Origin of the sequence: Paenibacillus plantarum (assembly GCF_013141695.1) — a bacterium.
GTDB classification, from domain to species: Bacteria; Bacillota; Bacilli; order Paenibacillales; family NBRC-103111; genus Paenibacillus_E; species Paenibacillus_E plantarum.
Genome location: NZ_WHNY01000074.1, coordinates 196,953 through 222,971 on the forward strand (window position 1 = coordinate 196,953; position 26,019 = coordinate 222,971).

Below are 26,019 nucleotides of genomic sequence, written 5' to 3' on the forward strand. Positions count from 1 at the left end.
GACTCTAACACTCCCCGCAAAGCACTTTGTTAATTCCCTTATTTTACCACAATGTATTCATTCCCGAAGCGTCAGAAGCTCTTATTAGTTTTCTTGATTTTTTTGAATTACTCTCATTAAAATAAGCTTCGTAAATACAAATAGAATAATGGCACATACAGCGAGCTCGAAATCCGAAGCGCATCACCATGCTCATTTCAAGTTATAAATAACGTTATGCTATCATCCTATGCTTTGGAAAAGTTTGGATTATATCCGAATAGCGTTATGGCATAGCGTTAATGCCCCTCTACATGCTCTTATTTAAAATAAAAGTAGAAATAGCGTTATGCCATCATTCTATTCTCGTCGAAAGTACACTATTAACCCGATTAGCGTTATGGCATAGCGTTATTTACCATATTTGAAAGGACGGCGATTCTCATGAAGAGATATGTATCGATGCTGGGAAATTACTTGCTCTATGTGATGGTCATCATTTTAGTCATCTGCCTCTACAATATCGTTATTGATCCTGTATTAGGATGGGGACAGTTCGGACAAGGAAAAAACATCCCCATCCAGGTATTCATGGTACTTGTAGTTACGATCGCTCTTTCCGCAATTGTTTATGCCATTAAATATCGAATTTTGAAACAGACACCGGTGAACTTTTGGAGTCTTAGCAGCTTTTCGCCAATCAAACTGAGCTTTTCGATTCACATGATAACAATGGGGCTGGCGTTCACTTTATTGAATGCTGCCTCCATGAAACTACTTCTTTCCTACGATCTTCCAACGTTCAATGATTTTACAGAAGAATATTTCGCCTCTGTTCCTTTCGTTTACATTATACTTTCCTCTGTGCTCACCACTGCACTTGAGCTGATCCTGTTCATCGGTATCATGTTCAACGAAGCCCGGAAACAGGTTCCCGTATTCTGGTCAATTCTAGTCATCGCTTTGATTATTGCGGCGTTGCAGCCGGGAGGAATCGCGATGCAGCTTCTAGGTGTAGCGTTAGGATTCATTTATGGATCCATCTATGTACGTCTTCCATCCATATGGTCTGTTCTGCTCATTGGGATCGCGTTTAACATCAGTCTGTTCGTCATGAAAAAAATCGGTTGGCTTGATTCCATGGCGAACATGTCGGAATTCACTCTTATCCTGCTTGCGGCAGTCATGGCGCTCTATCTCATCTTTAGCACCCTTTGGTACTGGAGAAAACCTAAAGAGGCAGCTTAATCTTAAAAAAGCGACCGATCCACTAGGATCGGCCGCTGCTTATCATATATTATTTATAGCTTTGCAACATCGTTTCCAGGTATTCCTCAATGGGAAGCGACTTCCGCAGCGCCAACAAGTTATTACCTGCCTCGCCAATGACCGTCCGGAATTGTTTGCTTTCTCCGAATGCTTGAGCCGCGATGGCATCGACGATGATTTGTGGATCATCCAAATTGCTGCTATCCGTATTATTCATCAACGTGGTAATTTTATTCATTAGGTCGTCATAAGCCGTGATACTCTCGTCTTTGTTCCATCGAATGTTATTCTTAAAATTGTTGCCAGTAGAGCCGCCTTGTTCGATGAGACGAAGCTCGATATTCAACGGTTTAAGCTCGTAATACAGCCCTTCCGTCAAGCCTTCTAGTGCAAATTTTGACATGTTATACAAGGAACCAAGTGGAACCGCCGTTGTGAAACCCATGAAAGAACTAATATTGATAAACATGCCTCCACCTACGGCTCGGAAATGTGGTACAAATTTTCGAATGACATTGATCGGTCCACGAACGTTGACGTCATATTGCCAATCGATCGTCTCTTCCAAAGCCAATTCCAATGCCCCATAGACACCCATTCCTGCGTTGTTGACGACGACGTCGATTTTCCCAAAGGCCGCAATCGCATCATCGACAGCAGAATGGACTTCCTCCAGGTTCGTAACGTCCAATTTGAAAAGCTTCACATTCTCGTATGCGATCAGCTCGGTTTCATTTTCCGGTGTGCGCATCGTCGCGGCGACGTTCCAGCCGAGGTTCGCAAAATGAATGGCCGTCAGCTTGCCTAGCCCTGAGCTAGTTCCCGTAATAAAAATTGTTTTTGTTGGCATAATAATTCCTCCGATACTCATTTTTCGCCCAATTAAATTGAACGTTCATTCTATAACGTGTAAAGTCCTTTATTAAACGAGGCGATTTGCAACAATAATTAATCTATCGAACGTTCAATCTATTTATGATAAAAGAAGTAGGCTGAACTTAACTGTTCGAACCTTTTTCTTTGCTCACCGCGTTCCAGCAGGCGAGAATTGCTTGATTGACGATTTCTTCTGTAAGGTCCTGCGAATCTCGCTGATATAACTTCAGAAGATAAACGATGGAACCGTAATGCATCTGAACCATCATGCGCGGCTCTAGAACGACGAAAATATCTTCGTTGACTGCCTGCTGATACAGCTTCTCAAGCGGCCCGCACCAGCCACCATTGATGGCTTCCTCCTTGGTCTGCTCATAAATATAGGGTGAAAACGAGTACTGCTCAATGAACCGAAACCCCTTCGGATACTTCCTGCCTAGCTCGAATACATTTCTCCAAGCCTGATGGAAACGTTCCTTTACGGAATTAGCTTGGTTCAGGTCTTTCGTTACGAACTCACCGTTGAACAAGACAATAGCCTTGTAAAGCTCATTAATAATGTCTTCCTTGCTGCTGAAGTAATGATAGATGTTACCTGTTGAGACACCAGAATCCTTGGCTATCAACGACATCGATGTAGCTTGCAATTCCCGGTCGATGATCAGATGCAACGTTGTCTCCAAGACCGCCTTCTGAACTTTGTTGTATCGTTCGAACATGTCCTGCCTCCTTCCGCTCATAATAGATCGAATGATCGTTCTAATCTTATAACAAAGATTTGCTTAAGTCAATTCTTCGTAGCCTCTCTCTTAATGGTGCATCGTGCTCTGCGGTTTTTTGTAATACGCCGCGTTTGAATATTGGTATCCTGAGAGTAGACAGATGAATAATGAAACGAATTCGAAAGGGGCATACGACAATGGCTATATCCAATGCAGTGGATTTTATCGATTTTACCAACTCCAGTGAGTGGGAGACATGGCTGGCGGAGCATAGCGACCGGCAAGGCGAGGCCTGGCTTCGGATCGCCAAAAAAGGATCTGAAATCCCGTCGATCACCATTCAGGAAGCGCTCGATAGCGCACTGTGTTACGGCTGGATCGACAGTCACCGGCGGTCGTTCGACGCACGATATTATCTGCAACGGTATTCTCCGCGGAGCTCGAAGAGTCCTTGGTCCTTGGTCAACTTGAAGAAAGCGCAGCAGTTGATCGAGACCGGAAAGATGAAGGAGCGCGGTTACGCGGAGATTCGCCTCGCGCAGTCGGACGGGCGATGGGATGCCGCATACGAATCCCAGAAGACCGCAGCGATTCCGCCGGATCTCGCGGCCGCACTCGAGGAGCATACACAAGCGAAGCAGGCATTCCACCGGCTCGACAAGACTGCCCAATACGCCGCGTTCCTGCCTATCTTGAAAACAGCGACGGCCGAAGTCCGCTCATCTCAGTTACGGAAAGCGATCGCTAAGCTGGTAATGACTCGTTAAACTTGATCGCGTATGGAGGATGCAGGGTCGCGGAGTTCTCTTTTGTACTGCGCCGGCGTCTTGCCCAGAACACGCTTGAAGTCCGAGATGAAGTGTTGCTGGCTGCTGTAACCAAGTTGGTAAGCGATATCCGCCCAATCAGGAACATCGTATATGCGAATGGACGAAGCCGCTTGCAGCAATTTGTTCCTTTGGAGCTGCCACTTGATCCAACGACTTTACGAGGAATGGCCAACGTTAGCTTCTGGGCCGAGGACGTGAATGCGGCGAGAGCTTGGTATACGAAACTTCTCGGAGCGCAGCCCTATTTTCAAGCTCCGAATCCGGAAACTCCCGCGTATATCGAGTACCGGATCGGCGATTATCAGAACGAGCTCGGCATCATCGATAAGAAGTACGCGCCCCCGGCAGCTAATATGGCAAGTGCTGGTGGCGCAACACTGTACTGGCACGTGGACGATGTTGCCTGCATGCTGGAGAAGTTGAAAGAGCTCGGCGCCACGGTGTACGAACCGCTGACGGAGCGTGGCGTGAATTGGTTCACGGCGTCGGTGGTAGATCCATTCGGAAACATTATCGGCTTGATTCACAGCCCGCATTATCGGGAAGTATGGAGCGCCTTGCAGTAGGAGCAGAGCGACTACACGTGCCGCTATTTTCACAATCGGGATCAGACAACGCGACGCATGCCTCCTCTAAGAAAGCCATTGACAGACAATGGCTTTCTATCATACATTATTATTGATTGATACAGTCAATCAATTAGAGGAGGTCAATAAATATGTCTAACTCAAAGAATTTTTCCAATATACAAGGCTTTTTTCACCAACACGAGGTTCTATCAAGTGACCGAACACGAATTGGATTCAAATCGATCGGCAAGGGTCCTGGGATCATACTTGTTCATGCTGCATTAAGGGATTCTAATGATTATATCCGCTTAGCCATTGCGCTCTCTCACTCTTTTACCGTTCACCTTATGGATCGAAGAGGTCGGGGCTTGAGTGGTTCTCAGGGTCTAGAGTATGCTATGAATAAAGAATGTGAAGATGTTCAAGCCATCCGGCAAGCGACAGGCGCCGACTATTTGATTGGACATAGTTATGGCGGGCTTGTCTCTCTGGAGCTGGCTAGAATGGACGCTTCATTCACCAAAGTAGCATTGTACGAACCTGGCGTGGTGATTAATCCGATGGACGATGCTTGGATGCTGCGTTATGAGCAGGCGATGCTCAAGAATGATGAACGTGACGCATTTGCACATTTCGTGAGAGGGATGGGCCATACCCCTTTAACGAGGCTCCCCTATTGGTATGCCAAACTCATCTTGAGGCTCATGGTACGTGGAGACCATTGGCGTAAAACCGCTCAATTACTTCCGCAAAATTTACTTGAGCACCGTGAAGTGCAGCGGCTCTCTTCTTCTTATCAGAATTACAACAGTATCCATGCAGATGTGTTGTTGATTCAAGGGGGCAAGAGCTCAGATTATACGAAAGAAATGATGAATGAATTAAACCGAACAATTGCCCGATCAACATTGGAAACCGTGAACAATTTGGACCATTTTGGTCCAGAGAATGACGGCGGTCCTGACCAGGTAGCGAAACTGCTCACCACCTTTTTTCTTATATCCGAAGGAGATTGAATACATGCCGCGTTTAAAGGAAGACCAACTTCAAAAAATTTACGAAGAACGCAAACAGCAGATTACGTCGGCTGCAGTCAAAATTTTTGCCCAGCGCGGCCTCCCAGGTACGAAAATCAGCATGATAACCGCAGAAGCAGGCGTGAGCCATGGGCTGTTCTACCATTATTTTAAAACGAAGGAAGAACTGTTCACCTCCCTGGTCCGCGAAGCAGTTGAAACATCGATGCAAGAAATGGACAATTTGAGCCAATTGACGGGATCTCCGATCGAAAAAATTAAAATCCTCACACAAGGCATGCTCGATGAAAGTGGAGCTCCGTATTTTATGCTGCTCCATCGGGCACGGAATTTTGAAGAGGTTCCTGAAGAAGTCAGTCAACTGATTCAAAAATACCCGGTTGATGTCTACGTCAAACTTTTGCTGCCCTTGTTTGAGGAAGGACAACAAAGAGGGGAAGTCGTGGATGGGGACCTGGAAGAATTGATTGCTAGCTATCTCACAATCCTTTCCGGTGTGATGGTATTAGGTAATGGATATGTGACTCCCCAAGTGGATACGTTGTTGAGATTTGTTGAAAAGAGATAATACAAATTATTAATTGGATATTGTTGTAGGAGGAGGATTCCGATGGACGAACAAGCCAGTCATAACAACAACTCCAAGGAGAAAGCCGGCTCCAGCATCTGTGAAGTACTGCAGATTCTGGGTGCCAAATGGGCCTTCCTCGTGCTTGAAGAATTGCTTAACGGACCACAGAGGTTTAATCAGCTTCAGCGGAACTTATCCATCGTCAAGACCCAATCCCTCACCGATACACTCCGACACTTGGAAAAAAACGGTCTCGTGCACCGCAGGGTCTATCCTACTGTCCCCGTAAACGTTGAGTATTCGCTGACGGAAAAGGGCACCGATTTTCAATTGGCTTTGAAGGAAATGGACAAATGGGTACAGAAGTGGGGGAATACGATGTTGGCCCAGGAACCTACTGACTGAAGATCTTAATAGAACAGCATACCATCGACCGCTTAGTGGATAACTACTTAGCGGTTTTTTGTCATGGACACAAAAATATCTACTTACTTAAAGTAAGATAATCCAAATAATTGGATTATGTCCAACTACTTTGCGTCCTTACTTAAATAAAGTAACTCGAATATAATCGAATTACTCACTCACCGGACGCGGCCAAGTGTTTAGAAAACGAGAGAAAGGAAATGATTGCTATGAATCGAAAAGTCATTTATATGCTAACCATAGCTGTTTTCTTCACCGCTACTTCCGAGTTGGTCATTGCTGGCATTCTTAATGTGTTAGCTGATCAATTACATGTCTCGGTCGCTCTTGCCGGACAGCTCATCACTGTCTATTCTCTCGCGTTCGCTATTGGAACACCAGTCGTCGTGTCACTGACGGCACGAATGGAAAGAAAGAAACTACTTCTCCTCGCCATGCTTGTCTTTATATTAGGCAATCTCGTCTCCTTCGTCAGTTCCAGTTTCACACTGTTGATCGTATCCCGAATGATACTGGGAGTGAGCTCTGGTGTCTTGCTTGTAGCCGCATTCAGCGCCGCAGCCAAAATGGTCCCGCCTGATAAAATCGGCAGCACCATGGGCACGATCATTCTCGGCTTCAGCAGCGCCATGATCCTTGGGGTACCGATCGGAATAGCGCTGACCCATATATTCAGTTGGCAGATGATATTCCTCTTCTTAGCCGCAGGCAGCTTCATCATCATGATCGGTATGGCGCTCATGCTACCGGAAATCAAAGGAGACGCTCCTGTTTCGTTCAGCCAGCAATTCACTATACTTGCGAATCCGGTTATTCTGACCGCTTTGCTTCTCGTCTTGTTCAGAGAAGCTGGGAACTCCATCCTGTTCACGTATTTATCTTCATTTTTAGATACCATTCTCCATAGGAGCGCTTCCGATATCGGGATCATCATGCTTTCATTCGGAATTGCTGGCGCACTCGGCTCCCGCATTGGCGGTTCCGCCGTTGACAAATGGGGAAGCGTTCCCGTAATGGTCATCAGCATGATCTTTCATGTTGTTACGCTTTTGCTGCTGCCTCTAGCTATCCACTTGTTCCCGCTTGCTATTGCACTTTTATCCATGTGGATCATAGCCATGTTCATTATGGGACCAGCTACGCAAAGCTACTTCATCGCGAAGGCTCCGCAATCATCTAATCTCATCATAAGCCTGAACATTTCCGTGACGCAGATAGGTCTTGCCAGTGGTGCGAGTGTGGGAGGCATGGCTGCGACATTGCATTCAACGGTCTTGTACAATCCGTGGGTCGCAAGTGTTACATTACTTATAGCATTCATTGCAGCGATAGTCTCATTCCAGAAGAGCAAAATGTTGGAAAAGCATATCGCTATCTAACGATTGGCAAAACAACTTCTACCATAGTCCCTTTCCCAACTTCACTTTCGATTCGCAAAGTCCCATTATGATTTTGGATGATTCGCATTGAAACCATTAATCCTAACCCTGTTCCTGTTTCTTTTGTAGTAAAAAAAGGGTTCCCAATCTTGGTTATCTCTTCTTGCGGGATTCCATAACCCTTATCTTTAATTCGAATGCATATTCTATCATTCATTTGTTTGGCCTTTATGGACACTTCTCCACCTTTAGGCATGGATTCAATGGCATTCTTTAAAACATTGATAAATACTTGATTGATACTGCGTTGGCACTGAATGAATGATAAATTGTCATCTAACTCTATCTTTATTTGAACGTTATGTAGGTTGGCTTGTCCTTCAAATAATCTGGTAACGTGATTTAATATATGAACCAAGTCCCTTAATTCAAATGCCTCATTTGAAGGTTTCGCTAACACTAAAAGCTCACTTACAATTTCATTGATGCGATCAATTTCTGATAACATGACTTCATTACGTAATTTTTTAGTACCATCCATATCTTCTTTCACATACATTTGCATAAATCCTCGTAAACTGGTCAAAGGATTTCTAATTTCATGGGCGATCCCAGCTGCAAGTTCGCCAACTAAGGAAAGTTTCTCTGATCTGCGGATTAACTCTTCGGAATGTATCCGTTCTGTTATATCACGCCCCATACTGATAACATGTTGAACATCTCCTGCAGCATTTCTAATTTTTTTGGAGTGTGATTCTTGCCAAATATAATGACCATTTTTATGCCGAAGACGATATATAAATATTCTGCTATCCGAATTATCGGAATTACCTCGCCGTAACCAGCCACCGTTCATATCATCTGGATGCCAATAGTCATAGGCATATTTTCCGATAAGTTCATCTGGCGCATATCCAAGTTGGTGGCGGATAGCTGGCGAGGCATATGTGATCATTCCGTCTGGCGTTAAACGCAAAATAACGTCCTGTGAATGTTCAGAAATAAGGTTGTGCAGTTCTTCAATCTTCTTAAACTCTTCTTCCTTCTCTTTTTGTTCTGTTATATTTACAATTTGACAAATGAATATGTCATTACCCTTAATTCCCTGTTCGTTCCTTTCTGCAGTAACATTTAGAAGCCCCCACAATAGGCTCCCTGATTTATGAATATACCTTTTTTCTATGTGATAACCATCTATTTCGCCCTGCACCAATTTACGCCATATTTCCAGATCAGCTTCTACATCTTCAGGATGGCTGACAGCCGTAACAACGAGATTTATGAATTCACTTTCGCTATAGCCTAGCATTTTGCCTAGAGATGGATTCGTCTTTAAAAAACTTCCGTCACAAGATATCAAAGCCATTCCAATTGAAGATTTCTCAAATGCACGAAAAAAAAGACTATGGTCATTGAAATGAGATAACATCTGAGTCCTCCGATTAAGCAGTTACATTACAAGGAATTGCAATGCTTTTGCATTCATTCTATCACTTGATAAGGTAACATTAAACTTCCATCACTTTGATAAAAAAAAAAGGAGCTGCCGCGAAGCAAGCCCCCTAACTATAATTCTGCATTATTATAAATGACTTCAGCAAATTTGAAACAATCACTTCGCTGGAGGAATGCTTTGCGGATTGTTAAACACATTGTTAGGATCATACTTAGCTTTTACTTTCCGTAACCTTTCATAGTTCTTGCCGTAGTAAACCGAACCGGAATTTTTAATCCCTTGGTCCGGAACGTTAATGTAGGATCCAACAATATATGGCTGTAATTTCCGGCGCGTTTCGCGTGTTAGAGCAATGTTTTTAGCGGCATGTGATGGTTTAACCCACGAGGTATTCCATTCCACATAGAAGTCAGCTTTCCGCCAGTAAAACGCGGTAGCTCTAGGTGCGACTCGGCTCACCGCACCGCCCCAGTTGAGAAAATAAAATCCCGCTGTTGTATTCCCCTCTGCTTTCTCTAGAAACTCGCGCATAGTTTTAAACGCTTTGTCCGGGAAAGGACGCCTGCCAAAACCACTGGAAAATTGATTGCTGAACTTTTGAGTAAGCACAGGGTCAGGAACAAGCAAAATTTTGGTGACTTCCGCGTAAGGAAGTAAACGAATGTTCTTCGTAGGTGTGCCGACGCTCGTTATAGGTTCTAATAGGCGGATAGCCTCCTTTTTAGAGCCAAGATACAACCCGATCATGCTGACATTGCCGCCTATTTTGGGTCCAACAGATAACTCGCTGCCTAATTTTGTACTTGTAAAAGGTGCCCATCGCTGCCAAGCTTTGACGACCTCTTCAAACTGATTCCAGGGCCAAGTAATTTGGAATACAGTAGCCGTTTTGGGAGCACGCCGAACTTTAAATTTGTATTTCGTGTATACGCCAAAGTTACCGCCACCGCCACCTCGGGAAGCCCACAGAAGATCGCTATTACATTTTTTGTTTGCATGGATCACTTTACCATTGGCGTCAACCATTTCGATTGCGAGAAGATTGTCGCAGATCAGACCTACCGTTCGTTGAAGTGGGCCAATTCCTCCTCCAAGCGTGATTCCTCCGATCCCAACTGATGGGCTGTCACCAAAGGGAGCCATAAAGCCTCTCCGAACAAGCGTGCTTACGATTCTTCCTACTCGATTTCCTGATCCGACAACGACTGTTCCGAGTTTTCGATTAAGTTGAATTTTCTTCATATCACTAACATCAATAACAATGCCCCCATTGACCTGTGACAAATTGGTTTCCAAGGCATGTCTTCCGCTTCTTGGTCGAATCGGGACATTGTTTTTACGTGCCCATCTTATAGCATTTGCTACGTCTTTGGTTCTTTGAGCAAACACAAATACTTTCGGAAATCTGTCCGTATGAGGATCCCAATTTTTTCGTGCCACGTCATACCCTGGATCTCCTTTAAAGATCACGCGTCCCGTAAGTCCCGTTTGAGATATCACAACTCCAACTCCCTATGAGTTATTGGCTATCCATGATGTTCATTAGCCATGCATCATATTAACGTATGAAGGATATTTGTCACGGGAATGGGCTTCAGCTTAGTTAATTACTTTTATTTAATGGCTTTGATGATTGCCGATTGAATATAGTTATCTACGTTGGCGCCTGGCACCCAATCCTTAATGAATTCTCGAGAATCATCTTTAGGTTCAACGATAATGTTTTGAAATCCACTTCTTTGCAAGAATACCATGACTTCATCAATTGTAGATGCACCTGAAACGCACCCCGCGAGTGAATTAAGATCACTTTTTAATTCTGCTGGAAGTTCGGAAGTCATGACTACATCGGAAATCGCTAAACGGCCACCTTGTTTTAATACACGAAAAGCTTCATTAAAAACTTGCTGTTTATCAGGTGACAAATTAATAACACAGTTTGAAATAATAACATCAATCGAATCATTCAATATCGGCAAATACTCAATTTCACCTAGACGAAACTCTACATTTTCATATCCATGTTTCTGAGCATTTTGGCGTGCACGACTAATCATCTCTGGCGTCATATCAACTCCATAAACGTTACCCGTTTCTCCAACTTGTTTAGATGCCAAAAACACATCAAAACCGGCACCACTTCCTAAATCAAGAACAACTTCTCCCAATTGTAGTGAGGCGATTGCTTGAGGATTTCCACAACCTAACCCAAGATTCGCACCACTCGGAACAACATTAAGCTCCTCATTTGAGTAGCCTAATTTGGCGGAAACCTCATCTGGCGTGCTACAGCAGCTTGTTGCTGGTTCAGAGGAGGAGCAACAACTTGCGTTTGGAATGCTCTCGATTGCAATTTGTTTATAGCGATTGCGAACATGTTGACGTACCTCATCATTTTGAACCTGACTCATTGATTATCTCTCCTTTATTATATCAAGAATTTTTGATTAATAACTCATTTAAAAACCCACCTGTGTGGGTTACGAGCAACATTCGCTTGATTGATTTTCGCTTTTTCGGAAGATACAGCATAATTCTGGTGAAAGTAACCGGTTGACCTCTACGTGATTTAATTCATAATAACTCCAAGTACCTTTGGTCTCTTTCGCGATCAGATTAGCATCAAGCAATATCTTCAGATGGTACGATAACTTTGACTGCGGCATGTTTACAATCTCAACCAAATCACAAACGCAGACACTTCCCTTTTGCGTAAGCTCATACATGATTTGCAACCGTTTCTGATCTGCTAATGCTTTAAACTGGAGCTCGTATTTCGAAAAATCAACTTGACTCTCATCTTTTGAAGAAATAGGAAGTTCTTTAATCACCATTAGCACCTTCTTAAATCAATTTTATTTGATGAATAGATCTTAACACATCCTAATTGTAAGATTCAATAGATAAATCAATTTATTTTGATCTATTCAAATCTATTCTAGTTGATAATTTACAAATTCTTAACTTTTAATATATAATCAAATAATTATATAATAATCCACGAATGATACTTGAATCTGCTGATGTAAAGGAGCGAGTTATTTTGCCTGAAATGGAAATGTTATCTGATGTGTGTAAACTTCTCGGGGATAAGATGAGACTCTCTATTCTCTCTCTGCTCAAAGAACGTGAACTATGCGTATATGAGATTGTTGAACTCGTACAAACTAGTCAGCCCAATGTGAGCCAGCATATGCGAAAGCTGAAAGCCGGGGGGTTAGTGAAGGAAACCAAAAAGGGGCAATGGGTATTTTATTCGCTAAACATTGAGGATAAACCCTTCCTGCACGAGTTTTTTCAGTACCTGCCATCACAAAAAGAAAAAGTAAATGCAGTATCATGTAAAGATTTAAACTGTTGCGATTAGGAGGAAACCATGACTTACGTAGCGGTTATTATTTTCCTGCTTACATTAACTTTTGTAATTTGGCAGCCAAGGGGCCTCAACATTGGATGGTCATCATCCGCGGGTGCTATCCTTGCTCTTATCTTCCAAGTTGTGTCTTTTCACGACGTACTGATGGTTACATCTATCGTTTGGAATGCCACACTCGCCTTTGTCGCCATAATTCTCATTTCCTTAATCTTAGACAATATCGGATTTTTTGAATGGGCAGCCTTGCATATGGCGCGAATTGCGAAAGGCAATGGAAAACTCATGTTTGTTTATGTCATTTTGTTAGGCGCGGCAGTTGCCGCATTTTTCGCCAATGACGGTGCTGCATTAATTCTAACTCCGATTGTATTAGCAATGGTTCGAGCGTTAAAACTCCCTGATAAAATGATTTTACCCTTCATCATGGCAAGTGGTTTTATAGCGGATACCACTTCATTGCCCTTTATCGTCAGCAACTTAGTCAACATCGTATCGGCTGACTTCTTCGGCATCGATTTTGTCACCTATGCAAGCCGCATGATAGTACCTAGCCTATTTTCATTAGCTGCAAGTTTGGTTGTTTTATTCGTTTTCTTCAGAAAGGACATCCCAACGAATTACGATATGAAGGAATTAAAGCAGCCCTCAGATGCCATCAAAGATCATAGGCTTTTCCGGATGTCGTGGGTTATTCTTGGCATCCTTCTCGTCGCTTATGTGAGTAGTGGATTTATTAAAATCCCTGTTTCCATCATCGCAGGCTCCGTGGCACTGATCTTCATTTTAATGGCTAGATCTAGTAAGGTGATCGAAACGAAACGAGTGATCAAAGATGCTCCTTGGGCTGTCGTCATATTCTCAATCGGCATGTATGTAGTGGTTTATGGCCTTAAAAACGTAGGTCTTACCGATGCCCTAGGCGAGTTGGTTGAGAACCTAGCAGAACAAGGATTGTTCGTTGCAACAGTGGGAATGGGCTTCTTATCTGCTCTACTGTCCTCCGTCATGAATAACATGCCGACAGTTATGATTAATGCTCTAGCCATCGAAGGTACGAACACAGATGGAATTATTCGAGAAGCATTGGTTTACGCCAATGTTGTAGGAAGCGATCTTGGACCTAAGATTACACCGATCGGATCACTTGCAACACTGCTATGGTTACATGTTTTATCTACCAAAGGTGTAAAAATCACATGGGGCCATTATTTTAAGACAGGTGTCATTCTTACTATCCCAACTCTCTTAATTACTCTTACGGGGCTTTATTTATGGCTTCACATTATTGCATGATCCCATACAAAAAAGGAGAACTAAACCATGGATAACAAAAAACCTTTAGTCTATTTTCTTTGCACAGGAAACTCATGCCGCAGCCAAATCGCTGATGGCTATTTGAAAGCTTTAGGCGGGGACCAATACGAAGTGAAAAGTGCCGGTTTAGAAGCTCACGGTTTAAACCCACGTGCAGTAGCAACGATGAAAGAAGCTGGTATCGACATTTCGAACCATACCTCTGACGTGATTGATCCAGTAATTTTGGCTCAAGCAGATTTCATCATTACTTTGTGCGGTCACGCTAATGACAACTGCCCCGTTGTCCGAAATGATACAGCAGTAAGATGGCATTGGGGATTTGACGATCCTGCCCAAGCAACTGGCACGGAAGATGAAATTACAGCTAAATTCCATGAAGTTCGTGATTCCATTAAAAACAGAATCGAGCAATTTGTGAAGGAAGGCAAGTAATATGACTTAAAAGGCATAGTACTCCGTAAAGTCTCGAACATTTAAATCTTAATTCAACAGGCTGCCGTGCATATTGGCAGCCTGTTTTTCCTATCCTTCTCGGTCAACAGAGTACTGCACTTCACCCTTTACGCTTTTGAAAATCGATCATGAACTCAGCGAGATCTTTACAAGCTTGATAAGGAACAGCATTATAAGCGGATGCACGTAGCCCCCCAACACTTCTATGGCCAGCCAGACCATCAAAGCCATGCAACTCCGACTCCTGAATAAAAAGTTTCTCCAATTTTTCATCCATCATTTGCCATGTGATGTTCATCATTGAACGAAACGGCATTTCAATAATTCCTTTGTAGTAGCCACCGCTGCTATCAATCACATCATAAAGAAGGTTTGCTTTTTGAACATTCATTTTCTCTATTTCAGCGATACCTCCCTGCCGATTTACCCAATCAAGCACAAGTTTCATCATATAAATGGAATGAACCGGGGGTGTATTGTAAAGTGATTTGTTTTGAGCGTACGTTCTGTAATTTAGAATAGCTGGAATGGTGTTCACACATTCTTTGAGCAAATCTTCATGAATGACCACAACGGTTGCGCCTGCGGGTCCAAGATTTTTTTGAGCTGAAGCGTAAAACATTGAGAACTTGTTAAACTCGAGCTTCCGGCTAAGTAAATCACTTGTCATGTCTCCAATAAGGGGAACTGAGCTAGTCGAGGGAAAATCACGAAATTGTGATCCCTCAATCGTATTATTGGTTGTGATGTGGATATAGGCAGCATCTGGATCTACGTTTAAATCGCTCACAGCCGGAAGAATGCTCCAATTTTGCGATTGACTACTCGCTACAATTTTTGCATTGCCAATTGTTTGGGCTTCTTTATAAGCCTTTTCCGAAAAACTACCCGAAAGAATATAGCTTCCATTCCTTTTAGGTGACATCAAATTCATCGGTACCATAGCAAATTGCATACTTGCGCCACCACTCATAAATAAGACTTGATAGTCTGAATTCAAGCCCAAGAGCCCAAGCATAATCTGCTGTGTCTCCTCGAATAGCTGCTCAACATCCTTACTACGATGAGACATCTCCATAATGGATATGCCTTTCCTATACTCAATAAATTTGTCCTGTGCTTGATTCAGGACCTCAAGAGGAAGAGCTGCCGGACCCGGATTGAAGTTGTTAATACGATACATGGTTACGAACCTCCTTCAATTTGTGAAAACGCAAAAACGCCCCTCGTCTTATTGGGACGAGGAGCGTTTGCTCGCGGTGCCACCCAACTTGATCGAACATAGCTGTTCGATCCTCTTGGTTCCGCGATAACGGTCGGGACCGGCTAACTTAGGAACATCATTTGCATGATGCTCTTGACGGAAACGCCTCCGAGTTGGATTCTCATCATAGGCATAATTCAAGTATTTATTTATATTCAGTTAAACCTACCACAGGTATTTTGTCAACTAGCATAACGACGACATCTTATATACATTTCAGTTTAAGTCTTCTTTTAAACGTCACTTATTTATTACTTAGTTGTTCCGCCAAACCGATTAGAATTCCTTCATTTCCACGAATATAGCAGAGCCGATACGAGTTCTCGTACTGAACCACTTCGCCAACAAGCTGAGCACCATGCTTAGTGACGAGTCTGGATACCATTTCGTCAATGTCTTCAACAGCGAACATGACGCGTAGATAACCGAGAGCATTTACAGGAGCAGTTCGGTGATCTGATATAGTAGGTGGGGTGAGAAATCGCGAAAGTTCTATTCGGCTGTGGCCATCTGGGGTAATCATCATAGCAATTTCTACACATTGTGAACCCAGACCTGTTACGCGACCAGCCCATTCACCTTCGACAGTAGCTCGCCCTTCAAGCTTCAAGCCAATTTCCTCGAAGAAAGAGATTGCGTCATCAAGAGATTCTACAACGATGCCAACATTGTCCATTCTTAGTAATTTGTTTTTTTCCATAGTTTTATCTCCTTATGTGTACAATTTCATTACCTGATCAGCTTCATATTTATTCTATCCATATTACCAATTCCCTCAATGTCCTTTCAATAAATTATTTATGGCGTCTGTATATTCACCTTCAATTTTTTTGTACCTGCCACCCTCTTGAATCCCAATCTTATCCCTTGTAACCCACAACTCCATGGTATCTGAACCAACGCGTTTCTTAACTACTAGTTTGAAATAAGGTGCTTCAATTTGTGAATCTGCTTTTGGGTCGGCTTTTTTTTGATGGCGAAATGACTTCTCTATAGAGTCAAATAATACATCTCTCGAATCATCTCTTGGTATTTCTATTACCTCTCCTAGCCCATTCTTCCCAGGTTTATATATCGTTATGGATGTTATATAGTTGTTGTTCGTCTTGAATACGATAATTCCAATTAGAAGGACTGCTAAGCTTAAAATTAACCACCTTGATATCCTCATCGTAACCTCCTGATGGATTGAATATCCGATTAGAGCAGTTACACTACTTCAACTCTGGTTTTGATATTTTATGATAATGAGATTAGAATTTTCTATTTTGTGAATGATTTCTATACTTGATCCTGATAACAATCTCACAGCAAATTTGTTATTTTCCATATCACTATAGTCTTGAATTGTACCTTTATCTTTTAGCTTGTTTAACTCTTCCTGATAGAAGGATTTAAAATCACGTTCATTTACATAGGTCAAATAAAACGGAGAACAAACATTTTGATTTCCTTTAAATACAGTTCTTTTAGGAAGAGGAATTGCCATATTTTTAAGTTCATCTTCATATTCACATTCAAATATTTTACTTGGGAAAAAATAACTTTTTACATAGTTATTATAGTTTACATTCCAAAAGTAACATTGAATAATAATAAAAATGGGTATCGAGATCATCAAGATAATTGATGGAACCTTTTTCCTTTTGGCTACTTTCACAATTACAATAAGAATAAGCAGTCCAATAATCATAGCAATTGTATATGGTATATATAGGATATTCCCAGCCAAACAATCACCTCACGTATATATGTATTCGGTAATCTTACCAAGCTACCTTCATCGAACCACTCTAAGAGCCACGGACATTCTCCAACAGTCATATAATGTGGATAGTTTCGAATAGGCTTTCCACCCTTTATTATAAAAAGTTCTCTTGCCTTTGCTTCAAGACTTCGTCGGATTGTTAGGTAGTCCACGGATCTTTTGCTTGCGAATCCTTTCTTCTGGAATCGAATATCGTTAAGTATTCTCTCCGCTTCCGATGGTTCTAAATCTGATAGATTTCGAAAAGGTCCTGTTGATTTATCAAAATAATGGTATAGGAAATTCATCATTGCATTACCTCACAAAATGTAAATTATTACTCTATATAATCATATCACGATTCTGAACGAGTCTGCCGATTGATACCAGTAACCTCGAACTGGTAAGCCGGAGATATGTGGGTGCAGCCGGATAAGCCGCCTTAGCTAGATTCTAAAGCTTGACTATGGAATTTATATTTGATACAACGAAGCTACGACTTAAGAAGGCGGTGTAATGGATGGGGAAACCAATAACATTCAGCATTATCGGCGGTGCAGGCTTTCGCGCACAGTATTTTCTAAGAATTGCACAGGCTCTTCCAGAACAATTTTGTATTAGCGGAATGGTTATTCGTGACGAAGCCAAGGGAAGAGCGATGGAAGACTTATGGAAAGTGACTACTTATCGGACACTGGATCAGCTCTTGGAAAATGAACAACCGGACTTTGTTGTACTATCCGTCAACGCATCCGCCGCTATCGATTATATGCTGCAGCTGGCGGAACGCGGAATTCCTGTACTTGCAGAGACACCTCCTGCACCTGATCTGGATGGTTTACTGCAGCTACATAACAAGCTTACCCGTCAAGGCGCGCGAATTCAAATTGCAGAACAATACCAATTCCATCCTATCCAAGAAGCCCGACATAAGATTATTAGGTCAGGACAATTAGGCAATGTTAATCAAGTGACCGTATCCATATCTCAGTTCTATCATGCAGTAAGCTTAATACGGAAAATGTTAGGTGTGCGCTTTGAAGATGTCCGTATTAGAGGAATGAAATTTGAATCCGATTGGGTCGCTGGGCCGAACCGAAGTGGTCCGCCAACAGAAGATAAATTAATCAAGTCAGAGAGAGATATAGCTTGGTTGGATTTTGATGGAAAACTGGGGATTTACGATTTCACTAAGGATCAGCATCGCTCATGGACCCGTTCAAACCATTTATGTATTAGGGGGGAACGGGGAGAAATATTTGATAATCGGATTAGCATACAAGATCCTTCCTGTACACAGATTCAAATGGAATTAAAGCGCATCAATAAAGGTGAGTATGAGAACGCGGAAGGCTATTTCCTTAAAGGAATTATGGCGGGAGAACAATGGGTATATGAAAACCCCTTCATGCCTGCAAGGTTATATGACGATGAAATTGCTATTGCAGCCTGTTTAAAGAAGATGGCGGTTTATGCCGAGGGCGGACCCGGATTTTATGGTCTTCCAGAAGCTTCTCAGGACCACTATATCGGCATGCTGATTGAGCAGGCGATTAGAACCGGAGAGACAGTAGTGTCAACTCGACAACCATGGGCTGATAACGAATAATTAGAAATGGCACCCCATTCGGGTGCCATTTCTTTTAATTGTATTCGATTATTTTATATTTCTTACATCCACATTCGTATTAGGTAGAAGATGTAAGTAATCGAACTGTACTACACATCCATCACCAACTGGACTCTGGGCAACTACACCAACTTTTAAACTATGGATATTACTCATTCCAAAATACCGCACTAATGCCCATTCATTACCATCAAGAGAGTAATGAAAAGCTAAACAATTATCATATCGAGATACTCTTAAGAAAGGGTTTGTATTCCCGACATAGTCGCCGATACAATCATCCGAAATATCTTTAGTTACAACACTAACAATGGATGGTCGACCTCTAAAATCCTCATAACATAACTTGGCCCAATTATTCTCGTCAGCCATTACCATAAGGCAGCCGGAGTCATTCCGGTCACGTATGTCTACGCTAACCCGTGTGGTTAAAATGAAATTTGTATCTGTTGTCGTATATAGGAATGGAGCAGAATTTTTTCTACTTTCCTGTGTTGGGTTATGGAAGAAGTCTGCACGAGGTGGAGCAGTGATCATAAGTGAATTTTGTTCAGAAAATTCCCATTCATGTGGTTCATTCATCCATTTAAGAGAAGTATTTAGACTCTTCCCCACGCAGTTATTAAAAAGACTCATACCTAACCATCGCCACCCATCCATATCAGATATCTACCATAGTGTATATGTAGTGTGATTATTATAACAGAGGGGAAACTATTTTGTTCAAATCTCTTACTACATTTCTCCGTGTTACTCTAGTAGCTGCATAGAGTTGATCTGTCCACACCTCTACTCCTTGCTTCCCTCTTTACGTTGGAAACGGTCTTCTGCAATCGAATGTGCTTCTACGATCAGTCTCTTTGTTATTTCAACATTATCTTCAATCGGATTAAGGATGCAGACAAAGTGCTGACGTGCATAGTGGGGATGTGGCAAAAATACGTTGAGTATGGAATAGTCGATGTCTCTATCCGATGGGCAAGGGATGAGATTGTTGAACGTCTCTTTGCTCACTCCAATATTGAGGCGAAATACATCTTCCCGGTCAAGGTTGGACACATCGTCAAAGTCATTATCTGAATCAGCAATGGTTACAAACGGCAAGCGGTCATCCTTGCAGACAAAGAAGAACGAATAGCCGAAGTTGTCCACCCGCTGCACATTCGGCAGTTCCATTGTAAATGCTTCAAAAACTACTTGATTCATCATTTTCCCTCCAGAGTTTCAGATTTAAATGTATATTTACCCACTTGAAGATTCTTCAATATCCGCTTTGTTGTGGATACACGTTAGCTTACTCCCTGTTGCTTGAAATAATATTCTGAAGTATTTCCTTGCTTTCTATATCCTTGGGTCTTGGCTTTCGCCCAATTTGCTCATAAACATTTTTTTCTTCGAGCAATTGAGATGGGCTTAATACATACGCGGAAATTCCATGCAGCGTGAATTCCTTTTTCTGAAGAGCATCTATTCTCCATTCCCATTCAGGTAAGCCATTCGGAGTAATCGCACCATCGAGAGCTCGATTTAAATACAGAAATTGAATATCGATTTTGGCTTTAACAAAGTCCGTTTGCCTATCACTCACTGGGATCCTTTTATAACCTAATTCAATTAATTCCCTCTCTAGAATATCTCGATGATGAACCCATGTTACTAAATCAAGATCTTCATGAGGGCGTGTAACCTCCCCCAATATGAAGTCTATGGCCCATCCTCCACGCAACCAGAAATGTCCATTGAATTTTGCAAATATTGCATTCATCTCTTTAATCATATTTAACTGAGCTTGCGTTTGATCATTTTTATTTTGTGCCATTTTGAGTCCCCCATAAATGAACTATCGTTCCGTTAAGAGAACGAATTAACTTTTGAATTGCTGTTCAAATACTGATTCAGCAATCTCTAAAGCCTCAAAGTCACCATGAATAATAAATAGAAGATAACAGGTAATCCTATAGCAGATATTATCATCCACCCAAACCATTTAAAATGATGTCATCCACGTCTGATGTTCCGATGCCTAAAAGCCCCTGAGCAATTTCAACAGACAAACTCACAAAGCATATAAATAACAGATTGGCCTTTACTCTTTTGTCCTTTTTGAATAATGACAAATAAGTACCAAGAGGAATGAAAATAATTATATTACCAACAACATTACTAAATGCGAATCTTCTAATTGTCGCAGAACCGCCAAGTACATACTCCTTTATACTATAAAAAGGAATAAGATTGATTGACCTATGTATAGTCCTTTGACTATTAAACAACTCCAAAAGTGACATTCTGGATAAGAACAACAATTTAATTAAAAAAACGATGTAACCAATGAAAACAACATATAAAAAGATTGTTTTAATTCGTTCTCGTTTATTCATAATACCTCCGTATTTCATTTCACCTCTCAATAACAATTACGTAGCATTTGATTCCTTTAGCTGATAATACAAACCACTCGAATCCGACCATTCCGCGAAAAGCACGCGCCCATGATCTGTAATTCCACTAAGCTGCAAAAGCTGCTCCACCCAATTCTTGTCTCGACCGAGGCGCTTCAATGTATCTTCATTGATGCTGCCGTTTTCAATGATGTAAGCGGGAAGGCTGACTGTGCTCTGTTGATCTTTGGCATTACCGCTGATCTTTTCTGGATCCTTCTGGAGCAGCACGCTGATGCTGCCGTTCGTCTCGAACAAGGCGTAGGCCACTTCGCGCAGTGAGAAAATATTATTTTCCCGAAGCAGCATGCCCAATTGGGCGAAATCGAGATTGTTGCGCTTCATCGCCTTGAAGTCAATCACACCGTCCCGGATAATCAGATCCGGCGTCCCCGCGGCATACCGGGAAAGTCTGGGGAATCGTGCGATAAACTTTTCCAACCCTAGCGCTAGAAGCGTCCAGATAATCAGAGCAAATAGTAGATGGCTAAGATGAATGTCATCATCATAAATCGTATTACCGACGAGTTCACTGAGCATTAAAGAGGAAACGAAATCAAAGGCGGTCAATTGGGAGATCTCTTTTTTTCCCAGCAGCCTGGTCATGATCAAAAGTCCTACCAAAGCGACTGTAAGCTTGACACCGATACTTACATAAAGACTGGTATCCACCTTCATCTTTCCCTTCGGAGTATATATTCAATAGATTTATATAACAAATAATACCACATATTGAGAATTAACCTTATTAAAGTATGCTGACTATCTAAACACACACACTAGTTCTATGAGACGGGCATATACTAGAGTAATACAGCTAGAAAGGGGGTATTCCCTTGACGCGATCCGATTCTTATTTAATTTGTAAAAAGTACCTCAACCGCGAAGTTACGATAAAAACGACACACGGCACTTACCGTGGCACGATTGTGAAAGTCGACGGCCACAAGGTCTATTTGAAACAAACACGCAATGGAAAGAAAGCACATATCTCGTTCCTGCCATTTCTTCTCCCATTAGTTCTGTTTGATCTCTTAGCCATTTTCCTGGTGGAATCTAGACCTTGTTCTCCGTTCAGACCCTTCCTCTAAAAAAAATGACCATCACAACAACATCCTGTGGTGGTCATTTCTTATTCAACGCTTTTTTATCCAACTTCCCTAATGGGGTATAGGGCAAATGCTCGACGAAGCTGATCTCTTTGGGTAACTGAAATCGTGCCAATCTAGCGCGCAGCCAATTTAGGAGTTCGTCTTTCGTCATATCCGTACCAGCTACCAACTGAACCCACGCTTTCAATCGCTGTCCAAAAAGCTCATCCGCTATCCCCATGACAGCTGCAGCCTCGATGAAGGGGTGTGTGAGCAAGATTTGTTCTACCTCGAACGGATACACATTCTCTCCCGCTGAAACAATCATACTGTCTACTCTTCCACGCAAAAAGTAATACCCCTTCTCATCCCGATAGCCCAAATCGCCTGTTTCGATCCATGCACTAACTTTGTTTCGCATCGACCATCTGTTTCGAATACATATTTGACCAACGCTGCCGACCGGAGTTTCTACTTTCTGATCATCCATGATTTTCACATGAACACCATTAATCTTTCTGCCAATCGTGTTGGCGGAATAGACCAAATCCTGCGGAACTGCAATGATATTCAAACCCGCTTCCGACGTGCCGTACAGATTGTACAGTACTTCTCCCAATTGACTTAGCGTCTCTTGAACCAATTTCGGATTGAGCTCAGCTCCGCCTGAAGCTATACAAGACAGCGAATTCAAATCGTCTGCGTTGGTTTTTAACATTTTATGAACCATTAAAGGAACTACCGTTACGATATCAACCTGATGCTCCCGAATCAATCGACAAGCTCTCTCTGCATCAAATCCGCGTTGAATGACTACTTTTTTGCCTAACGCGCAGAAAAGGAGCAACACCGCTACCCCATAACCATGATAAATAGGCGTCGCAATATAGGCTGTATGCTTGTTCAGGATTTGCAATCGGGTCAGGAATCCCGCAAAAGGATCCAAATAATTGAATAGCGATGGTTGATGCGCCGCTTCTTTGGCTTTGCCTGTTGTTCCACCTGTCAGCAGCACTAATTTCCCGGAGGACGCTCGGCGTTGTTTTCTTTGTTCATAAATAGTTGTAACAGCTAAGTTATTGATCGCAGATGAGGTAGGATGATAGCTGGGCAATTTGGCATTCGTGAACGTTGTTTGCTCAAGCAAAGCGCTTAGTTCGTCGTCATAAACCACAAGGTGAAAATCTTTACTTGCCAGAATCCCCTGTAATTGATCCTTACCCATTTCCGCATTCAGTAGATAGATATCCGCCCCTGTAAAAGAGACCGCATAGATGGCTTTCACCAAAGAAGCATGGTTTTTGCACAAGAAACCTACTCTCTTACCGCCAGTAAGTTGGTATTCCTTCTCTAATTGAGCCGAAAGCTGTTTGGATTGTGCAAACAATTGACTATACGTCAAGGTCTCTTGCTCATCCGCTAACGCGATTTGGTCCCCATAGGTTCTAGCTGCAAATTGCAACAGAGCCATCAGATTGGTGCCCGATGCGTAGATGGCGGAGGCTAACCGGAACAACGCGACCAACGAGAGCAGCCTAATTTGAACTAACACATAGATTAATTTAAACATCTTCATGGCCGTTACCCTTTTTCCTTGATAATCTAGGCATTGTCCTGAAAAACAGGGAAGCTAGCCCTCCGAAAATCAACCACCATGGCTTGAACGTTTGCTTCCTGGTATAGATGGCATTACCGATCATCTTGGCGACATGTTCTGGGGACATGGCCGGTAATTTGCGATACGCTGCGGTTGACAGAATCATAGGTGTTCTTACAAGCGGGAGATACATCGAGGTCGTGGCGATCCCCATCGTGTTCAGCTCAGGTGCGGCGGATCGAAACCACGTGTCAAAAGCTGACTTCGATGCCTGATACGCCGCCCAATGGGGCATAGGAATAAGCATCACATTGACCGTCGACATGTTAATGATATGTCCTTGATTTTGCTCAAGCAGCGGTATGATAGAGAGCAATAGTTGAACCGGCGCGAAATAGTTAATCGCCATCGTACGCGTGAAATCGTGATAACGGTCCAACGACTCCCGAATAGAACGGTTGATCGAATGACCCGCATTGCTGATGACGATATCGAGCCCATCTGGCAGTTGATGGAGAAAGGTTAGTAAACGCTCCATGTCTTTCGGATCTCGAAGATCCGCAGGGAACACACTTACGTGGGCTGCTTTCACTTCGATATCACTCTTCATGGCTAGGAGCTTCGCCTCTCGTCTGGCTACCAAGATCAGATGAACCCGCATCTCGGATAGCAGATAAGCAAGTTGCTCACCGATTCCCGAACTGGCACCTGTAATTAGGACCGTTTTGCCTGCTAGCTGGCGCTCTAGCTTCTGTTTGTTTATTTTCGTCGGTGGGAATAAGAGATTTGAGAGAAGACTGTGTAGGCTAGCGCTTGGCATGATTTCACTACCTTCTTTAATTGAGGCTTTAATCGGATAAGGGGATGTACTTGGAGTAAGTTCCCCCGCCGCTTCAACTACACACATCAATAACTGGATAACCTCCAGTTATTTTTCCGATTTAAACTTGAATTTCAGATTTAACTGGAAAATATGTAGCTAATTATCGAGTTTCTGCTGTTTCTGAAGCAATCGTTTGAAATTAAATGTAGGTTATACAGTTAATCCTATAAAATCGGAAATTCTCACGGAATTAACTGTATGTTATCCCGTTATTTAGCACACAGGGCTTAGCGCGATCTAGCTGCCCCAGCCTTACCCCAACGTCAACACCGTAATCTCAGGACGACACATGAACCGTATCGGACGAACTGATACGCCAATCCCTCGATTCGTGTAAAGCGTAAGTGCTTGATTGTTCCCTACACGATAAAGTCCTGAGGGATATTTGACGCCATACGGCACGGAGGCCAGTGGCCCAATGATCGGGAGTCTTACTTGACCACCGTGGGAATGCCCCGAGAGCTGCAAATGGACGGTTCCCGCAGCTGCAACAACATCGGCATAATCCGGTGCATGGGATAACAGGAGTACCCATTCTTCTTTTTTCGCTAACTGCATCGCCGCTTTAAGATTAGGAACGCCCTCCCACATGTCCTCTACGCCGGCGATCCATATGGATTGGCTGTCTTTCTGAATCCGTAGTCCCCGATTGCGCAGGCAGTGAAACCCACCACCCTCTAACACATCTGCCACTTCTTCAACATCGCCATAATAATCGTGATTGCCGAGCACGGCATAGCAGCCGTAAGTTGCTGTGATCGTCTTCAAAACATCTCGTATTTCTTGCCCCTGCCCACCAATCTCATAATCGACGAGATCGCCGGTGAAGCATACGATGTCTGGTTTTTCCGCCTGAATGACCTCAACGACCTTGGTTAATTGCTTGATATCCAGATGAAATCCAAAATGTAGATCACTGAATTGCACAACCCGCAATCCCTTGAAGGCCTTCGGCAGTGTAGGAAAAGCCAAAGAAATACGCTCCACTTGCAACCAACGAGGCTCAACCCATGTGGCATACCCGTAACTTAACGGTGGGACTGATAATAGACTTCCACCCAGCAGCAAACCCTTTTTCAAAAAGGAACGACGACTCATTTTCTCTT

31 protein-coding genes are annotated in these 26,019 nt (G+C 42.7%); 12 read left to right on the forward strand and 19 right to left on the reverse strand.

The features are described 5' to 3' along the window. Window positions 1–423: 423 nt before the first annotated feature. Window positions 424–1,227, forward strand: coding sequence for a hypothetical protein (locus GC096_RS27785; RefSeq protein WP_171634757.1), 804 nt, complete (start codon window positions 424–426; stop codon window positions 1,225–1,227). Between the two features lie 49 nt (window positions 1,228–1,276). Here GC096_RS27785 and GC096_RS27790 read toward each other — a convergent pair whose 3' ends face one another. Together GC096_RS27790 and GC096_RS27795 are read right to left on the reverse strand one after the other, a co-directional pair. Continuing rightward, window positions 1,277–2,098 (reverse strand): SDR family oxidoreductase, encoded by an 822-nt coding sequence (locus tag GC096_RS27790; protein ID WP_216626279.1) that lies wholly within the window; start codon window positions 2,096–2,098, stop codon window positions 1,277–1,279. Window positions 2,099–2,246: 148 nt separating this feature from the next. Continuing rightward, window positions 2,247–2,843: a TetR/AcrR family transcriptional regulator gene (locus GC096_RS27795; protein WP_171634760.1), complete on the reverse strand. Its 597-nt coding sequence runs from the start codon at window positions 2,841–2,843 to the stop codon at window positions 2,247–2,249. A 200-nt stretch (window positions 2,844–3,043) separates the two neighbouring features. Between GC096_RS27795 and GC096_RS27800 the strand changes: the two genes are divergently transcribed. Next, window positions 3,044–3,613: a YdeI/OmpD-associated family protein gene (locus tag GC096_RS27800; RefSeq protein ID WP_171634761.1), complete on the forward strand. Its 570-nt coding sequence runs from the start codon at window positions 3,044–3,046 to the stop codon at window positions 3,611–3,613. On the opposite strand, the gene GC096_RS27805 is transcribed toward GC096_RS27800, so the two are convergent. Continuing rightward, window positions 3,610–3,795: a helix-turn-helix domain-containing protein gene (locus GC096_RS27805; protein WP_216626280.1), complete on the reverse strand. Its 186-nt coding sequence runs from the start codon at window positions 3,793–3,795 to the stop codon at window positions 3,610–3,612. The genes GC096_RS27800 and GC096_RS27805 overlap by 4 nt on opposite strands. A 45-nt stretch (window positions 3,796–3,840) precedes the next feature. On the opposite strand from GC096_RS27805, the gene GC096_RS27810 reads away from it, so the two are divergent. The 5 genes from GC096_RS27810 (at window position 3,841) to GC096_RS27830 (ending at window position 7,658) form a co-directional block, all read left to right on the forward strand. Continuing rightward, a complete protein-coding gene (locus GC096_RS27810; RefSeq protein ID WP_171634862.1) occupies window positions 3,841–4,242 on the forward strand; it encodes a VOC family protein in 402 nt (133 codons plus the stop codon). Window positions 4,243–4,394: 152 nt separating this feature from the next. Further along, window positions 4,395–5,261 (forward strand): alpha/beta fold hydrolase, encoded by an 867-nt coding sequence (locus GC096_RS27815; RefSeq protein ID WP_171634763.1) that lies wholly within the window; start codon window positions 4,395–4,397, stop codon window positions 5,259–5,261. A gap of 4 nt (window positions 5,262–5,265) precedes the next feature. Next, window positions 5,266–5,850, forward strand: coding sequence for a TetR/AcrR family transcriptional regulator (locus GC096_RS27820; RefSeq protein WP_171634764.1), 585 nt, complete (start codon window positions 5,266–5,268; stop codon window positions 5,848–5,850). 42 nt (window positions 5,851–5,892) lie between these two features. After that, window positions 5,893–6,258, forward strand: coding sequence for a winged helix-turn-helix transcriptional regulator (locus tag GC096_RS27825; RefSeq protein ID WP_171634766.1), 366 nt, complete (start codon window positions 5,893–5,895; stop codon window positions 6,256–6,258). A 230-nt stretch (window positions 6,259–6,488) separates the two neighbouring features. Beyond that, window positions 6,489–7,658, forward strand: a complete 1,170-nt coding sequence (locus GC096_RS27830; protein ID WP_171634768.1) for an MFS transporter — start codon at window positions 6,489–6,491, stop codon at window positions 7,656–7,658. On the opposite strand, the gene GC096_RS27835 is transcribed toward GC096_RS27830, so the two are convergent. The 4 genes from GC096_RS27835 to GC096_RS27850 form a co-directional block, all read right to left on the reverse strand. Then, window positions 7,651–9,087, reverse strand: a complete 1,437-nt coding sequence (locus GC096_RS27835) for a PAS domain S-box protein (RefSeq protein WP_171634769.1) — start codon at window positions 9,085–9,087, stop codon at window positions 7,651–7,653. The two genes, GC096_RS27830 and GC096_RS27835, sit on opposite strands and share 8 nt — an antisense overlap. Before the next feature lie 183 nt (window positions 9,088–9,270). Further along, a complete protein-coding gene (locus GC096_RS27840) occupies window positions 9,271–10,611 on the reverse strand; it encodes an FAD-binding oxidoreductase (protein ID WP_376769529.1) in 1,341 nt (446 codons plus the stop codon). A gap of 116 nt (window positions 10,612–10,727) precedes the next feature. Beyond that, window positions 10,728–11,525: an arsenite methyltransferase gene (locus GC096_RS27845; protein ID WP_171634772.1), complete on the reverse strand. Its 798-nt coding sequence runs from the start codon at window positions 11,523–11,525 to the stop codon at window positions 10,728–10,730. 69 nt (window positions 11,526–11,594) lie between these two features. Then, complete coding sequence (locus tag GC096_RS27850) at window positions 11,595–11,948, reverse strand: ArsR/SmtB family transcription factor (protein WP_171634774.1); 354 nt, start codon at window positions 11,946–11,948, stop codon at window positions 11,595–11,597. Between the two features lie 209 nt (window positions 11,949–12,157). On the opposite strand from GC096_RS27850, the gene GC096_RS27855 reads away from it, so the two are divergent. Genes GC096_RS27855 through arsC form a run of 3 tightly spaced genes read left to right on the forward strand, consistent with a single transcriptional unit; the run spans window position 12,158 to window position 14,239 of the window. Then, window positions 12,158–12,481 (forward strand): ArsR/SmtB family transcription factor, encoded by a 324-nt coding sequence (locus GC096_RS27855; protein ID WP_376769526.1) that lies wholly within the window; start codon window positions 12,158–12,160, stop codon window positions 12,479–12,481. A gap of 9 nt (window positions 12,482–12,490) precedes the next feature. Further along, complete coding sequence (locus GC096_RS27860; protein WP_171634775.1) at window positions 12,491–13,783, forward strand: arsenic transporter; 1,293 nt, start codon at window positions 12,491–12,493, stop codon at window positions 13,781–13,783. 27 nt (window positions 13,784–13,810) lie between these two features. Then, window positions 13,811–14,239 (forward strand): arsenate reductase (thioredoxin), encoded by a 429-nt coding sequence (gene arsC / locus GC096_RS27865; protein ID WP_171634776.1) that lies wholly within the window; start codon window positions 13,811–13,813, stop codon window positions 14,237–14,239. Between the two features lie 121 nt (window positions 14,240–14,360). Here arsC and serC read toward each other — a convergent pair whose 3' ends face one another. The 4 genes from serC to GC096_RS27885 all read right to left on the reverse strand — a co-directional run bounded on the left by serC (window position 14,361) and on the right by GC096_RS27885 (window position 17,256). After that, complete coding sequence (gene serC, locus GC096_RS27870) at window positions 14,361–15,443, reverse strand: 3-phosphoserine/phosphohydroxythreonine transaminase (RefSeq protein ID WP_171634778.1); 1,083 nt, start codon at window positions 15,441–15,443, stop codon at window positions 14,361–14,363. Window positions 15,444–15,768: 325 nt separating this feature from the next. Further along, window positions 15,769–16,224 carry a VOC family protein gene (locus tag GC096_RS27875; protein ID WP_171634780.1) on the reverse strand — a complete coding sequence of 152 codons (456 nt, stop codon included), beginning with the start codon at window positions 16,222–16,224 and terminating at the stop codon, window positions 15,769–15,771. 75 nt (window positions 16,225–16,299) lie between these two features. Further along, on the reverse strand, window positions 16,300–16,695 hold the full coding sequence (locus tag GC096_RS27880; protein WP_171634781.1) for a hypothetical protein: 396 nt from the start codon (window positions 16,693–16,695) through the stop codon (window positions 16,300–16,302). Between the two features lie 48 nt (window positions 16,696–16,743). Next, a complete protein-coding gene (locus GC096_RS27885) occupies window positions 16,744–17,256 on the reverse strand; it encodes a hypothetical protein (protein WP_171634783.1) in 513 nt (170 codons plus the stop codon). A 535-nt stretch (window positions 17,257–17,791) separates the two neighbouring features. Between GC096_RS27885 and GC096_RS27890 the strand changes: the two genes are divergently transcribed. Beyond that, the gene (locus GC096_RS27890) at window positions 17,792–18,880 is read left to right on the forward strand and encodes a Gfo/Idh/MocA family protein (RefSeq protein WP_171634784.1); all 1,089 of its coding nucleotides are present in this window, start codon (window positions 17,792–17,794) and stop codon (window positions 18,878–18,880) included. Window positions 18,881–18,928: 48 nt separating this feature from the next. Here GC096_RS27890 and GC096_RS27895 read toward each other — a convergent pair whose 3' ends face one another. From GC096_RS27895 to GC096_RS27915, 5 genes are all read right to left on the reverse strand, one after another. After that, window positions 18,929–19,537 carry a DUF1349 domain-containing protein gene (locus tag GC096_RS27895; RefSeq protein ID WP_171634786.1) on the reverse strand — a complete coding sequence of 203 codons (609 nt, stop codon included), beginning with the start codon at window positions 19,535–19,537 and terminating at the stop codon, window positions 18,929–18,931. A 153-nt stretch (window positions 19,538–19,690) separates the two neighbouring features. Further along, window positions 19,691–20,110 carry a DUF6194 family protein gene (locus GC096_RS27900; RefSeq protein WP_171634787.1) on the reverse strand — a complete coding sequence of 140 codons (420 nt, stop codon included), beginning with the start codon at window positions 20,108–20,110 and terminating at the stop codon, window positions 19,691–19,693. 85 nt (window positions 20,111–20,195) lie between these two features. Then, window positions 20,196–20,720, reverse strand: a complete 525-nt coding sequence (locus GC096_RS27905; protein WP_171634789.1) for a nucleotidyltransferase domain-containing protein — start codon at window positions 20,718–20,720, stop codon at window positions 20,196–20,198. Window positions 20,721–20,871: 151 nt separating this feature from the next. Then, on the reverse strand, window positions 20,872–21,282 hold the full coding sequence (locus GC096_RS27910; protein WP_246303002.1) for a VanZ family protein: 411 nt from the start codon (window positions 21,280–21,282) through the stop codon (window positions 20,872–20,874). Window positions 21,283–21,318: 36 nt separating this feature from the next. Next, entirely contained in the window at window positions 21,319–22,014 is a 696-nt protein-coding gene (locus tag GC096_RS27915; protein ID WP_312886356.1) for a DUF421 domain-containing protein, read from the reverse strand. Window positions 22,015–22,178: 164 nt separating this feature from the next. On the opposite strand from GC096_RS27915, the gene GC096_RS27920 reads away from it, so the two are divergent. Continuing rightward, window positions 22,179–22,433 (forward strand): hypothetical protein, encoded by a 255-nt coding sequence (locus GC096_RS27920; RefSeq protein ID WP_171634792.1) that lies wholly within the window; start codon window positions 22,179–22,181, stop codon window positions 22,431–22,433. A 34-nt stretch (window positions 22,434–22,467) separates the two neighbouring features. Here the strand turns inward: GC096_RS27920 and GC096_RS27925 are convergent, their stop codons facing one another. From GC096_RS27925 to GC096_RS27935, 3 genes are all read right to left on the reverse strand, one after another. Continuing rightward, window positions 22,468–24,009 carry an AMP-binding protein gene (locus tag GC096_RS27925; protein WP_246303004.1) on the reverse strand — a complete coding sequence of 514 codons (1,542 nt, stop codon included), beginning with the start codon at window positions 24,007–24,009 and terminating at the stop codon, window positions 22,468–22,470. After that, a complete protein-coding gene (locus GC096_RS27930; RefSeq protein WP_246303020.1) occupies window positions 23,996–24,937 on the reverse strand; it encodes an SDR family NAD(P)-dependent oxidoreductase in 942 nt (313 codons plus the stop codon). The genes GC096_RS27925 and GC096_RS27930 overlap by 14 nt, the downstream gene beginning before the upstream one ends. 228 nt (window positions 24,938–25,165) lie before the next feature. Then, the gene (locus tag GC096_RS27935; RefSeq protein ID WP_246303005.1) at window positions 25,166–26,011 is read right to left on the reverse strand and encodes a metallophosphoesterase; all 846 of its coding nucleotides are present in this window, start codon (window positions 26,009–26,011) and stop codon (window positions 25,166–25,168) included. Between the last annotated feature and the right edge of the window lie 8 nt (window positions 26,012–26,019).